Annotated in this window: 10 protein-coding genes; 5 read left to right on the top strand and 5 right to left on the bottom strand. The window is 60.2% G+C overall.

Annotated features, from left to right (window positions below):
* Positions 1 to 251 precede the first annotated feature (251 nt).
* On the top strand, positions 252 to 1,268 hold the full coding sequence (gene gntR, locus AC1MEE_RS15360) for an HTH-type transcriptional regulator GntR (RefSeq protein ID WP_480410466.1): 1,017 nt from the start codon (positions 252 to 254) through the stop codon (positions 1,266 to 1,268).
* Between the two features lie 177 nt (positions 1,269 to 1,445).
* On the opposite strand, the gene AC1MEE_RS15355 is transcribed toward gntR, so the two are convergent.
* From AC1MEE_RS15355 to glcD, 5 genes are all read right to left on the bottom strand, one after another.
* Positions 1,446 to 3,623 carry a malate synthase G gene (locus AC1MEE_RS15355; RefSeq protein WP_480410465.1) on the bottom strand — a complete coding sequence of 726 codons (2,178 nt, stop codon included), beginning with the start codon at positions 3,621 to 3,623 and terminating at the stop codon, positions 1,446 to 1,448.
* 191 nt (positions 3,624 to 3,814) lie between these two features.
* Positions 3,815 to 4,216 carry a heme-binding protein gene (locus tag AC1MEE_RS15350; protein WP_480410464.1) on the bottom strand — a complete coding sequence of 134 codons (402 nt, stop codon included), beginning with the start codon at positions 4,214 to 4,216 and terminating at the stop codon, positions 3,815 to 3,817.
* A 30-nt stretch (positions 4,217 to 4,246) separates the two neighbouring features.
* On the bottom strand, positions 4,247 to 5,464 hold the full coding sequence (gene glcF, locus AC1MEE_RS15345) for a glycolate oxidase subunit GlcF (protein WP_480410463.1): 1,218 nt from the start codon (positions 5,462 to 5,464) through the stop codon (positions 4,247 to 4,249).
* Positions 5,465 to 5,466: 2 nt separating this feature from the next.
* The gene (gene glcE / locus AC1MEE_RS15340) at positions 5,467 to 6,531 is read right to left on the bottom strand and encodes a glycolate oxidase subunit GlcE (RefSeq protein WP_480410462.1); all 1,065 of its coding nucleotides are present in this window, start codon (positions 6,529 to 6,531) and stop codon (positions 5,467 to 5,469) included.
* Positions 6,531 to 8,030 (bottom strand): glycolate oxidase subunit GlcD, encoded by a 1,500-nt coding sequence (gene glcD, locus AC1MEE_RS15335; RefSeq protein WP_480410461.1) that lies wholly within the window; start codon positions 8,028 to 8,030, stop codon positions 6,531 to 6,533. Before glcD ends, glcE begins: the two co-directional genes overlap by 1 nt.
* Positions 8,031 to 8,263: 233 nt before the next feature.
* Between glcD and glcC the strand changes: the two genes are divergently transcribed.
* From glcC to hppD, 4 genes are all read left to right on the top strand, one after another.
* Positions 8,264 to 9,034 carry a transcriptional regulator GlcC gene (gene glcC, locus AC1MEE_RS15330; protein WP_480410460.1) on the top strand — a complete coding sequence of 257 codons (771 nt, stop codon included), beginning with the start codon at positions 8,264 to 8,266 and terminating at the stop codon, positions 9,032 to 9,034.
* Positions 9,035 to 9,624: 590 nt separating this feature from the next.
* Positions 9,625 to 10,959: an IS110 family RNA-guided transposase gene (locus AC1MEE_RS15325; protein ID WP_480410459.1), complete on the top strand. Its 1,335-nt coding sequence runs from the start codon at positions 9,625 to 9,627 to the stop codon at positions 10,957 to 10,959.
* Positions 10,960 to 11,161: 202 nt separating this feature from the next.
* Positions 11,162 to 11,794, top strand: a complete 633-nt coding sequence (maiA, locus tag AC1MEE_RS15320; protein WP_480410458.1) for a maleylacetoacetate isomerase — start codon at positions 11,162 to 11,164, stop codon at positions 11,792 to 11,794.
* Between the two features lie 145 nt (positions 11,795 to 11,939).
* Positions 11,940 to 13,016, top strand: a complete 1,077-nt coding sequence (gene hppD / locus AC1MEE_RS15315) for a 4-hydroxyphenylpyruvate dioxygenase (RefSeq protein WP_480410457.1) — start codon at positions 11,940 to 11,942, stop codon at positions 13,014 to 13,016.
* The last annotated feature ends 52 nt before the right edge of the window (positions 13,017 to 13,068 follow it).

The raw sequence follows: 13,068 nt of genomic DNA, 5'->3' as shown, positions 1-13,068 counted from the left end.
AGCAGTATTCATAATCACCTCAGCTGGAGACAGCGCTGTCTTTGGCGGCTTGAACAAATGGCCAGCCAGGCTGTTTCCAGTTCTTGTCATTGTTATGGGCAAATCGGTCGATCATCAGACCCTGCATACAGTGCTCGTAACCATTAAGGCGCGAATAAGTAGCGAGGAAAGCATTGCGAGGGTCAGTGAGACAGCGCTACCTTAGAGCCCATTCGCCATCTTTGGCAACCCCTTTGAGTTATTGGCAGCACATGACACGCATTGGTTCCCGCTCCACTGGTCGTCCCACCCTCAATGAAGTTGCGCGACTTGCCGCGGTTTCACCGATCACTGCGTCGCGGGCGTTACGCGGTATTGCCACCGTCGCGCCGGAGCTGGTGGAAAAGGTCCGTGCCGCCGCGCAAAGCCTGGGTTATGTCGCCAACCCGGCCGCCCGCGCGTTGGCTTCATCGCAGAGCCAGACGGTGGTGGTATTGGTTCCGTCATTGTCCAACCAATTGTTCATCGAAACCCTGGAAGCGATTCAAGGCGTGTTGCGTACGCGCGGCCTGGAAGTGGTGATCGGCAACTATCACTACTCGCCCGTTGAGGAAGAAAATCTGTTGCGCAGCTATCTGGCCAATCGCCCGCGTGGCCTGCTGTTGACCGGTTTTGATCACACTCCTGCAGTGCGCCAGTTGCTCACCGCCAGCGGCGTACCCTGTGTGCACATGATGGAGCTGGACCCGGCGCGGGGTGCCTATTGCGTGGGGTTTTCCCAAGAGCAGGCCGGTGCCGAAGCGGCCAGGCATCTGCTGGGGCGCGGCCGGCGACGCCTGGGCTATATCGCGGCGCAACTCGATCCACGGGTGTTGCGGCGCGGCGAAGGCTTTCGTCGTGTTCTGCGCGAAGCCGGGCTGCATGATCCGGCGCTGGAGGTGATGTCGCCGCTGCCGTCGTCCATCGGCCTGGGCGGTGAATTGTTCGCGCAACTGCTGGAAACTCACCCGGACGTCGACGCCGTGTTTTTCTGCAACGACGACCTCGCTCAGGGCGCGACGCTTGAAGCGTTGCGACGTGGCATCGCCATCCCCGAACGCGTGGCGCTGATTGGCTTCAACGATCTGCCCGGTTCCGCACACATGGTGCCGCGCCTGACCTCGATCCGCACCCCGAGGGAAGCGGTCGGTCAGCGGGCCGCGCAGTTGTTGCTCGGGCTGATCGACGGGATTGCGCAGGTGCCGCAGGTAGACCTGGGCTTTGAATTGGTGGTGCGGGAAAGCACTTGAATGGACGTCTGCCGCGACCGGGAAATGTAGGAGCGCGCTTGCCCGCGATCGCTTCGGAGTCGCGCTCGACCGCAGCAGTCGAAAAATCAGCGAACTCGACTCTGGCAATAGAACTGAGCTCAGCATTTTTGGGACCGCTACGCGGTCCATCGCGGGCAAGCGCGCTCCTACAAAAGATTAACTCCGCTGTTTAAACGCCAAGCGGAACTCATGCAGCAACGGTTCGGTATAACCGCTCGGTTGCGCACAGCCCTTGAAGACCAGCGCGCACGCAGCCTGGAAGGCGACCGACGCGTTGAAGTCCGCTGCCATCGGCTGATACAGCGGGTCGCCGGCATTTTGCTGATCGACGACGGCGGCCATGCGCTTGAGGGTTTCCAGGGTCTGCTCTTCAGTGATCACGCCGTGGCGCAGCCAGTTGGCGATGTGTTGGCTGGAAATCCGCAGCGTTGCCCGGTCCTCCATCAGGCCGACGTTATGAATGTCCGGCACCTTGGAGCAGCCCACGCCCTGTTCGACCCAACGCACCACATATCCCAGCAGGCCTTGGGCGTTGTTTTCGATTTCCTCACGAATCTGCTCGGCAGACCACTTGGCATCCGGCGAGACCGGAATCGTTAGCAGGTCATCAAGGATTTGCTCGCTGACGCTGGCCAGATCGACCTTTTCAAGCGCCTCCTGAATCGCCCGCACCTCGACTTTGTGATAATGCAGCGCATGCAGCGTGGCAGCCGTCGGTGAGGGGACCCAGGCGGTGTTGGCGCCCGCTTGCGGATGGCCGATTTTCTGTTCGAGCATGTCGGCCATCAGGTCCGGCATCGCCCACATACCCTTGCCGATCTGTGCCCGGCCGCGCAAACCACACGACAGACCCACCAGCACGTTGCTGCGTTCATAGGCCTTGATCCATGGCGTGTTTTTCATCTCGCCCTTGCGCAGCATCGCGCCGGCTTCCATCGAACTGTGCATCTCGTCGCCGGTGCGATCGAGGAAGCCGGTGTTGATGAAGGCTACCCGCGCCGCCGCTGCGCCGATGCAGGCTTTGAGGTTGACGCTGGTGCGCCGCTCTTCGTCCATGATGCCCATTTTCAGGGTGTTGCGCGGCAGCTTGAGCAGGTCCTCGATACGGCTGAACAGCTGCTCGGCGAAGGCGACCTCGGCCGGGCCGTGCATTTTCGGTTTGACGATGTAAACGCTACCGGTGCGCGAGTTGCCGCGACGGGGCAGGTCATGCAAGGCGATCAGGCTGGTCATCACACCATCGAGAATACCTTCGGGAATTTGCTGGCCTTCACCATCGACAATCGCCGGGTTGGTCATCAGATGGCCAACGTTGCGCACAAACAGTAACGAACGGCCGTGAAGCTTGAGCCGGCTGCCATCGGCGGCGGTGTACTCACGGTCGGCGTTGAGGCGGCGGGTGATGGTTTTGCCGCCTTTCTCCAGGTCTTCAGTCAGGTTGCCCTTCATCAGGCCGAGCCAGTTGCGGTAGACCGAGACCTTGTCAGCCGCGTCGACAGCGGCCACTGAGTCCTCGCAGTCGATGATGGTCGAGAGTGCCGCTTCCAGCAGCAAATCTTTCACGCCGGCGGTATCGGTGCGGCCGATGGGGCTGTTGGCGTCGATCTGGATTTCGACGTGCAGGCCGTTGTTCTTCAGCAGAATGGCAGTCGGTTGCAGTGCCTGGCCCTGATAGCCGATGTATTTTTCCGGCTGTTTGAGTCGGGTCTGGCTACCGTCGGTCAGCGTGACCACGAGTTGGCCGGCGTCGACGCGGTAGCTCTGCGCATCGACATGCGAGCCGCTGGCCAGCGGCGCAGCTTCGTCGAGAAAGGCGCGGGCGAAGGCGACGACTCTGGCGCCGCGCACCGGGTTGTAACCACGGCCTTTTTCCGCGCCCTCGGTTTCAGCGATGGCATCGGTGCCGTACAGCGCGTCATACAGCGACCCCCAGCGGGCATTGGCGGCGTTCAGCGCGTAGCGAGCGTTCACCGCCGGCACCACCAATTGCGGTCCGGCCTGGCTGCTGATCTCGATATCGACGTTGGCGGTGCTGGCCTGTACCTGGGCCGGTTGCGGTTGCAGGTAACCGATCGATTTCAGGAATGTGCGGTAAGCCGGCATGTCGCTGATCGGACCGGGATGGGCCCGGTGCCAGGTGTCCAGTTCGGTCTGCAAACGATCGCGTTCGGCAAGCAGGGCACGGTTCAGCGGTGCCAGTTCATGCACCAGGGCATCGAAGCCGACCCAGAAGGCGTCACGGTCCAGACCGGTACCCGGCAGCACGTCTTCATCGACGAAACGTTGCAGGTTGGCCGCCACTTTCAGGCGCTGGCAGTTGACGAAATCGGTCATCACAGTTCTCCATTCAGTTCGTTAAGCGATCCCTATAGGAGCCAGACACAGATCCACTGTGGGAGCGAATTCATTCGCGAATGCGTTGGATCAGGCACGGATGATGTTGGATGTGCCGACGTCTTCGCGAATGAATTCGCTCCCACAGGATTGCGGTTTACCGGCTGCTCTCCTACAGTTTTTTGCGGCAATCAGTTCAAACAATCAGCCCCGGCCTTGGCCACCTGCGCATCCTGTTCAGCCTTCACCCCGGACACGCCCACCGCGCCAATCACTTGCCCGTCGACGATCACCGGTACGCCACCTTCGAGCGACGTCAGCAGAGGTGCGGACAGGAAGGCGGTGCGCCCGCCGTTGACCATTTCTTCGTAGCCCTTGGATTCGCGGCGACCCAGCGCCGAGGTGCGGGCTTTTTCGGTAGCGATGTAGGCGCTGGCGGCCGCGCAACCGTCCAGACGCTCAAGGGCCAGTGGATGGCCGCCGTCGTCAACGATGGCGATGGTCACGGCCCAGTTGTTCTTCTGCGCTTCAGCGCGGGCGGCGGCGAGGATCTGGGTGACTTCGGTCTGGCTCAATACGGATTTGGTTTTCATGCAACTCTCCAATAAGAAGGTGTGAATCAATTAGTGCAGCGCTTCTTCGACCAGTTCGATCCAGTGCCTGACCGGGGTTCGACCAGCGCTGTCCAGGTGGGTCTGGCAACCGATGTTGGCGGTGACGATCACCTGCGGCTTGCCGCTCTCCAGTGCGTTCATCTTGTTGTCGCGCAGTTGCAGCGATAGCTCGGGTTGGGTCAGTGAATAGGTGCCCGCCGAGCCGCAGCATAAATGAGCGTCGGGGACTGCGGTGAGGTTGAAGCCCAGGCGGCCCAGCACGCTTTCCACCGCGCCGCCGAGCTTTTGTGCGTGTTGCAGGGTGCAAGGGCAATGGAACGCCAGGCGCAGATCAGTGTCGATGCCCAGTTTCTCCAGCGGCTCATCGCGCAGCACTTCCACCAGATCGCGGGCCAAGGCGCTGACCCGTTGTGCCTTGACGGCATAGGCCGGATCGTCCTTGAGCAGATGCCCGTAATCCTTGACGAAAGCGCCGCACCCGCTGGCGGTCTGGACGATGGCTTCGGCACCGTTTTCAACGCTCGGCCACCAGGCATCGATATTGCGTCGGGCACGGTTCAGGCCGGCTTCCTGTGCGTTCAAGTGGTAATCCACCGCGCCGCAGCAACCGGCCTGACTGATCGGCGTGACGCTGATCCCCAGGCGATCCAGAACTCGCGCCGTGGCGGCATTGGTATTGGGTGACAGACTCGGCTGCACGCAGCCTTCGAGCATCAGCACGCGTCTGGCATGCAGCTGCGTCGGTCGCGCCTTGGCCGGGTGTATCACACGGGGCAGCTTGATCTTGAGGGTGTCCGGCAGCAATGGACGAAAGGCCTGGCCGAGCTGAATCAGCGACTTGAACAGCGCCGGGTTCGGCACCACCGTGCGTAAACCCTGGCGCATCAGGCGCTGCCCCAGCGGCCGTGGCACGGCGTCGTCGACCACGGCGCGACCGATATCCAGCAGGTTGTGGTAGTCGACGCCGGACGGGCAGGTGGTCTCGCAGTTGCGGCAGGACAGGCAGCGGTCCAGATGCAGTTGGGTCTTTTCGGTGACGGGGTTGCCTTCGAGTACTTGCTTGATCAGGTAGATGCGCCCGCGCGGGCCATCCAACTCATCACCCAGCAGTTGATAGGTCGGGCAGGTGGCGTTGCAGAAGCCGCAATGCACGCAGGTGCGCAGGATGCTCTCGGCCTCTTCGGCGCGCGGCAGGCGTTTGGCGTGTTCACTCAAGGTGGTCTGCATGGCTAGATCTCTGCGTACATTCGGCCCGGGTTGAATATCCCTTGCGGGTCGAGTTGTGCTTTCAATTGGCGGTGGTAGCGCAGCAGCGGGGTCGCCAGCGGATGGAAAGGGCTGTCGCTGACGCCGTGGCTGTAGCAGGTCGCGTGGCCGCCGACTTCGCTGACAATCGCACGAATGGTCTTGGCATCAGCATCGGATTTCAGCCAGCGCTGGGCGCCGCCCCAGTCGATCAATTGTTCGCCGGGCAGGACCAGGATGCCGGTGTTGTTGGGCAGCGACAGGCGCCACAGCGGTTGGCCCTCGTCGAAAAATCCCAGCTGTTGTTCATTCAATTCGCGCCAGTAAACGGGGTCGAGCAGTTCACCGCCGAGGCGATCATGGGCTGCGGTCACTGAACCTTCGCCGCCCTCCAGGCGCAGCCGCAGCACTCGGCCGTCATGGCTGGCGGCGCTGATCGGTATGGGTTGCTGGCCCCATTCGGCGAGTTTTTGCAGCGCCCGCTCAGTGTCCATCTCCAGGGCGATGCTGATGCATTGACGCGGTTTTGGCAGGACTTTGAGCGACACTTCAGTGAGCAGGCCGAGGCAACCGTAACTGCCGACCAACAACCGTGAAAGGTCGTAGCCCGCCACGTTCTTCATCACCTCGCCGCCGAAGCGCAGGTGCTTGCCCAGACCGGTGATGACCCGTGTGCCGAGGACGAAGTCACGCACCGAGCCAGACCAGGGCCGACGTGGCCCGGACAACCCGGCCGCAACCATGCCGCCGACGGTGGCGTCCTCTCCGAATGAGGGTGGCTCGCAGGCCAGCATTTGCCCGGCCGCTTCCAGCGCAGCGCACAGCTCACTGAGTGGCGTGCCGGCGCGGGCGGTGATCACCAGTTCGGTCGGGTCATAGGTGACGATACCGCGATGAGCGCGGGTATCGATGATTTCGCCAGCGACCTCGCGGCCCAGAAAAGCCTTGCTGTTACCGCCCTGAATCCGCAGCGGGGTGGCGTTTTGCAGCGCCTGATTGACCTGCTCCAGCAACGCGGCGCTGGCGTCGACATTCGGTTGGGCAAGCATCAGAAACGCTCCAGTTCAGGGAAGGGCAACTGCCCCAGGTGCACATGCATGGCACCGAATTCGGCGCAGCGATGCAGGGTAGGGATGTTCTTGCCGGGGTTGAGCAGGCCACGTGGATCGAAGGCCGCTTTCACCGCATGGAACAGGGTCAACTCATCGCTGTTGAACTGGGCGCACATCTGGTTGATTTTCTCGCGGCCGACACCGTGTTCGCCGGTGATGCTGCCACCCACCTTGACGCACAGTTCGAGGATTTTTCCGCCCAATGCTTCGGCGCGATCCAGTTCGCCGGGCTGATTGGCATCGAACAGAATCAGCGGGTGCATATTGCCGTCACCGGCATGGAACACGTTGGCCACCCGCAGCCCGTATTCCTCGGACAGGGCCGTGATGCTCTTGAGCACGCCTGGCAGTTCGCGGCGCGGGATGGTGCCGTCCATGCAGTAATAATCCGGCGACAGGCGCCCGACCGCCGGGAACGCGTTCTTGCGTCCGGCCCAGAACCTGACTCGCTCGGCTTCATCACGGGCCTGACGCACTTCGGTGGCGCCGGCTTTTTCCAGCACCGCGCGGACCCGGTCGCAATCGTCGTGGACATCGGCTTCGACGCCGTCCAGCTCGCACAGCAGGATGGCTTCGGCGTCCACCGGGTAACCGGCGTGAATGAAATCTTCGGCCGCGCGAATGGCCAGGTTATCCATCATCTCCAGACCACCGGGGATGATGCCTTCAGCAATGATGTCGCCCACTGCGCGTCCGGCTTTTTCCACCGAATCGAAAGCGGCCAACAGCACTTTGGCGACCTGCGGTTTGGGCAGCAGTTTGACCGTGACTTCAGTGATGATGCCAAGCATGCCTTCGGAACCGGTGAACAGCGCCAGCAAGTCAAAGCCAGGCGAGTCCAATGCGTCGGAGCCGAGGGTCATGCGCTCGCCTTCGACGGTGAGAATTTCCACCTTGAGCAGGTTGTGCACGGTCAGGCCGTATTTCAGGCAATGCACGCCACCTGCGTTTTCGGCAACGTTGCCGCCGATGGAGCAGGCAATCTGCGAGGACGGGTCCGGTGCGTAATAAAGGTCATACGGCGCGGCGGCCTGGGAAATCGCCAGATTGCGCACGCCGGGTTGCACACGGGCCAAGCGCGCGGCGGGGTCGATTTGCAGAATCTGGTTGAAACGCGCCATCACCAGCAGCACGCCTTTTTCCAGCGGCAGTGCGCCACCGGACAGGCCAGTGCCGGCGCCGCGGGCGACCACCGGTACCTGACGTTGGTGGCACAACTTGAGCAGGATCTCCACCTGCTCGATGTGCTCGGGCAACACCACCAGCATCGGGGTGGTGCGATAGGCGGAAAGGCCATCGCACTCGTAAGGCTTGAGTTCTTCCTCGCGATGGAGGATGTCCAGGTCAGGCAGGCGCTCGCGCAGGGTCAGGTAAAGATCGGCCTTATCAATGGCAGGCAATACACCGTCGACGCGCTCGTCGTAAAGAATGTTCATGGTGGGCTGACAACCCTGAGCTGTTTTTATAGGAGGCCGCTTCACGGGATCGGCTGACTTGCATGATTGGCCGCAAGGGCATTACTGTCCATGATTTATAAGTATGGTCGAACCAGTTTTTTTGAGGCGATAATCAAATAAAATTTAAAAAGTTGTTATTTATCAATTTGTTAAATATTTAGTTTGGTTTTCTTGTTTTGGCTTTCATAACTGGTCATACCAGTGGAGCGTGCATGAGTAACCCTTCTTCTTCGCCGCGTGCGCCGCAGGTCGCCGATGTGGTGTGTGAACGCATCGAGCGCTTGATCGTCGATGGCGTGTTGAAAACCGGACAGATTTTGCCGTCCGAGCGACGTCTCACGGAAAAACTCGGCGTGTCTCGTACTGCCTTGCGTGAAGGCCTGAAACTGCTGCGTGCCAGAGGCATCATCGAGACCGAACAAGGCAAGGGCTCGTTCGTCGCGCAACTGTCGAGCCACACCGCCACGTCGCCGTTGATGCACCTGTTTGGCTCACAACCGCGCACCCTTTACGATCTGTTCGAGGTGCGCAGCCTGCTGGAAGGGGAGTCCGCGCGACTGGCGGCATTGCGTGGCACCGATGCCGACTTTGTGTTGATCACGCGCAGCTATGAAGCGCTGATCGCCGCGCACGACCAACCGCTTGATGCGTCAGGCCATGCGCGACTGGACCATGCTTTTCACCTGGCGATCTGCGAGGCGTCGCACAACCCGGTGCTGGTGCAGACCCTGCGCTCGTTGACCGATCTGCTGCTCAATACGGTGTTCGCCTCGGTCAATAACCTGTATCACCGCGAGCCGCAAAAACGCCAGATCGACCGGCAACATGCCCGCCTGTACAACGCAGTCACCGGCCGCCTGCCTGAACAGGCGCGCAAGGCCGCCATCGCCCATATCCAGAGCATCAGCGAGAACCTCAAGGAAATCGAAAACGAAGAGCAGCGGCTGGTGAGATCGACGTTGCGGCTGGAGGGGTGGACTTGATTTGCGTTGTGTCAGTCAGGCCTCTTCGCAGGCAAGCCTGCCCACAGTTAATCTGCTTCGGGCACATAATTTGTGACTGGCTCCAATCCTGTGGGAGGGCCCGCCCCGTCTTCGACGCCGCGCTGTCGCGCAGCAAACACGGGCTCGATTCTGCCCGGAGGGCGTAGGAGCTGACTTGTCTGCGATAAGGGCCGAAGGACCTTCCAGCGGTGGTGAATTCACTATTTTTGCCAGCGCTTCGCACTGGATCGCAGACAAGTCAGCTCCTACAGGGGGTCAGCGTTAGGCTGAAAATTGCATAAAAATTATGCTTTATTTTCAATGATTTATGCGTTGTTTGATGGGAGGCCTCGCCGCGTCTTCGACGCCGCGCTGTCGCGCAGCAAACAGGGGCACGTCGTAGAATCGAAGTGCGCGCGGGGACCAAGACCGTAGCCATCACTGGTGTGTACGCACCCGCATGGGAGAGTGGTCCGCACGGTATCGGCGTGGAGTCGTTGTCGGCACAGCAAGCTGTGACCACGTATGAGAGAGTGAATCCATTCGCCACCGTGCTCCCCGCGCGCCCCTCAATCCTGCGAGGAATTGTCATGGCGCGCAAGAACCAGCAGAAACGTTTTGAAGTGGTTCACCCTCATTGTGCGGGTATCGATATTGGCAGTCGCGAGCATTGGGTGGGGGTCAACCCCGACCAGAGCGACACCCCTGTCCGCTCGTTTAAAACGTTCACCGACGAGTTGCTCGCATTAGCCGATTGGCTCGAAGCGTTGAAGATCAATGTCGTGGCCATGGAGGCAACCGGGGTCTACTGGATACCGCTGTTTGAAATCCTCGATGCACGGGGCTTCGAGGTGTATTTGGTGAACTCCCGCGCCACCCGCCAGACCTCCGGGCGCAAATCCGATGTGCTGGACTGCCAGTGGATTTGGCAGCTCATGACCCACGGCTTGCTCAGAGGCGCCTTTCGGCCCGCCGACGACATTTGCTCGATGCGCTCTCTGGTTCGCCAGCGCGCAATGAAAGTTCGCGATCAGGCCAAGAGCGTCAATCGCATGCAGAAAGCCTTGACCCAGATGAACATCCAGCTAGCCACTGTCATCAGTGACATCACCGGCCTGACGGGCAAGAAAATCCTCAACGCGATCATCGGCGGCGAGCGTGATCCGTACGTATTGGCCGGTTTTCGAAACGGTCACATCAAGGCCGATCATGAAACCATTGCCCGCAGCCTGCGCGGTAACTGGCGAACCGAGCATCTGCATGCCCTGGCTCAGGAAATGGCGACGCATGATTTTCTGGAACAGCAAATTGCCGAATGCGATCAGGCCATCGCTCACGCCATTGATCGACTGCCGGTATTGAACGATGAACCTATGCCGCCGGCCAAGACACTGCGCAGCCCGCACCGCTCGTCAGCCGAGCAAGCCCGTTTGCACCGTGCGCTGGGAAAAATAATGGGCGTTGATTTGACCGCTATTCCCACCATCGGCGTCGAAACCGCTTTGGCACTGGCGAGCGAAATCGGGCCTGATTTATCGCGATTTCCCACGCAACAACACTTCTGTTCCTGGCTCGGCCTGGCACCTGCGACCCGGATATCCGGCGGCAGGCAGCTGCCTGGTAGTCCGCCAAAGGTCTCGAATCGAGCCGCGCAGGCCTTGAAGCAGGCCGCGTCCAACGCGCGCAACGACAAGAGCTTCATCGGCGCCAGCCATCGAGCCCGGTTGGCGCGCATGGATACCGCGTGCGCCATCAAAGCCACCGCGCATCAACTGGCCCGCCTGATCTACGTCATGTTGACCAAAGGCCAACCCTACGTGGAGCGAGGTATGGAAGCCTATGAAGCCGAGAGTCGACACCGTCAACTGCGTGCCCTGGAACGCAAGGCACACAAGCTTGGGATGCAGTTAGTTATGGCCAAATAAAAGGCATAAAAAACAATGCGTTATTTTTTGTTTGATGAGAGCAGGCTTGCCTGCGAAGAGGCCTGTCCACGCAGCGCAAACTTGACATCCCACCTTATCTCCCGCAATTTACGCATTGCGTAACACGATTACGAACATAGTAAGCAGGCACGTCTCCCGTAGCTATCATTGATAGAGAACGTGCAACACAGCAGGCAGCCCCGTGGATCTATTTACCTATTACCGCTCGACCTCGAGTTACCGGGTACGCATCGCGCTGGCCTTGAAGGGGCTGGCGTTCAATGCGATCCCGGTGAACCTGATTCGCGACGGCGGCGAACAGCTCAAGCCCGAATACAAAGCCATCGATCCTCAGGGCAGGGTACCTGCGCTGCGACTCGAAACGGGTGAGGTGATCATCCAGTCGTCGGCGATCATCGAGTACCTGGAAGAGCGCTATCCGCAGCCGCCACTATTGCCTGCGGACCTGATCGAGCGGGCGCAGCAGCGTTCGGTGGCCGCGTTGATCGGTTGCGATATTCATCCGCTGCACAATGTGTCCGTGCTGAACCGGCTGCGTGGCCTCAACGTTGAAGAAACTGAAGTCGTTGCCTGGGTCGGCCACTGGATCACTGAAGGCTTCACTGCGGTCGAAGCGTTGATCGGCGATCAGGACTTCTGTTTCGGCCAGCCAGGCCTGGCGGATGTGTTCCTGTTGCCGCAAATCTACGCGGCCCGTCGCTTCAACGTCGACCTGACCGCCTATCCGAAGATTTGCCGGGTCGAGCACCTGGCGCTGCAACATCAGGCTTTCAAATGCGCGCATCCCGATGCGCAACCCGACAAGCCAGAGTGATCCATTCAACATGAAAATCCTGGGCTTACAACTGATCTTCGGAGACTTCCTGGCGCGCAGTGTGCGAGGGATTTCCTGTGCTCCGCCCGCTGGAGAGTGAACCCGGCAGTTGGTTTTTTCACTCTCTATTGCAAGGAGCCAGACCATGGCTGATCTCTACGAAAACCCGATGGGCCTGATGGGCTTTGAATTCATCGAATTCGCCTCGCCGATCCCGAACACCCTGGAACCTGTGTTCCAGATCATGGGTTTCACCAAAGTCGCTAATCACCGCTCCAAGAACGTATCGCTCTATCGTCAGGGTGATATCAATATCATCCTCAACAACGAACCCCACAGTGTTGCCTCCTACTTTGCCGCCGAGCACGGTCCTTCGGTGTGCGGCATGGCGTTCCGGGTCAAGGATGCGCAAAAAGCCTACAACCGCGCACTGGAACTGGGTGCGCAACCGGTTGAAATCGCCACCGGACCAATGGAGCTGCGTCTGCCTGCCATCAAAGGCATTGGCGGCGCGCCGTTGTACCTGATCGACCGATTTGGCGAAGGCACGTCGATTTATGACATCGACTTCAATTTCATCGAAGGCGTGGACCGTCACCCGGAAGGCGCGGGCCTGAAGTTCATCGACCATCTGACCCACAACGTCTATCGCGGTCGCATGGCGTATTGGGCGAACTTCTACGAGAAGCTGTTCAACTTCCGTGAAATCCGTTATTTCGACATCAAGGGCGAATACACCGGCCTGACCTCGAAAGCCATGACCGCGCCGGATGGCATGATCCGTATCCCGCTGAACGAGGAATCGTCCAAAGGCGCGGGTCAGATCGAAGAGTTCCTGATGCAGTTCAACGGCGAAGGCATCCAGCACGTCGCGTTCTTCACCGACGACCTGATCAAGACCTGGGATGCGTTGAAAGCCATCGGCATGCGCTTCATGACCGCGCCACCGGCGACTTATTACGAGATGCTCGAAGGGCGCCTGCCGAACCATGGCGAGCCGCAGGACGAATTGCAGGCTCGGGGTATTCTGCTGGACGGTTCATCGGATGGCGGCGAGCGTCGGCTGTTGCTGCAGATCTTCTCGGAAACCCTGATGGGGCCGGTGTTCTTCGAATTCATCCAGCGCAAGGGCGATGACGGCTTCGGCGAAGGCAACTTCAAGGCCCTGTTCGAATCCATCGAGCGCGATCAGGTTCGGCGTGGGGTGTTGAAGGCGGATTGATAGACCGCGTGATGCGGATCGCGGGCAAGCCCGCTCCTACAAGGGAATGCGA

The organism is Pseudomonas sp. ASL3, from assembly GCF_056680425.1.
Note: the sequence above shows the minus strand (reverse complement) of the source record. Positions and strands in the feature narration are given on the sequence as shown.

Excerpts from the sequence above, each read along its gene's own strand:
- glcE (WP_480410462.1), bottom strand. The coding sequence starts at position 6,531 with ATGCTTGCCCAACCGAATGTCGACGCCAGCGCCGCGTTGCTGGAGCAG.
- glcD (WP_480410461.1), bottom strand. The coding sequence starts at position 8,030 with ATGAACATTCTTTACGACGAGCGCGTCGACGGTGTATTGCCTGCCATT.
- hppD (WP_480410457.1), top strand. The coding sequence starts at position 11,940 with ATGGCTGATCTCTACGAAAACCCGATGGGCCTGATGGGCTTTGAATTC.
- AC1MEE_RS15325 (WP_480410459.1), top strand. The coding sequence starts at position 9,625 with ATGGCGCGCAAGAACCAGCAGAAACGTTTTGAAGTGGTTCACCCTCAT.
- glcF (WP_480410463.1), bottom strand. The coding sequence starts at position 5,464 with ATGCAGACCACCTTGAGTGAACACGCCAAACGCCTGCCGCGCGCCGAA.
- AC1MEE_RS15355 (WP_480410465.1), bottom strand. The coding sequence starts at position 3,623 with ATGACCGATTTCGTCAACTGCCAGCGCCTGAAAGTGGCGGCCAACCTG.
- AC1MEE_RS15350 (WP_480410464.1), bottom strand. The coding sequence starts at position 4,216 with ATGAAAACCAAATCCGTATTGAGCCAGACCGAAGTCACCCAGATCCTC.
- glcC (WP_480410460.1), top strand. The coding sequence starts at position 8,264 with ATGAGTAACCCTTCTTCTTCGCCGCGTGCGCCGCAGGTCGCCGATGTG.
- gntR (WP_480410466.1), top strand. The coding sequence starts at position 252 with ATGACACGCATTGGTTCCCGCTCCACTGGTCGTCCCACCCTCAATGAA.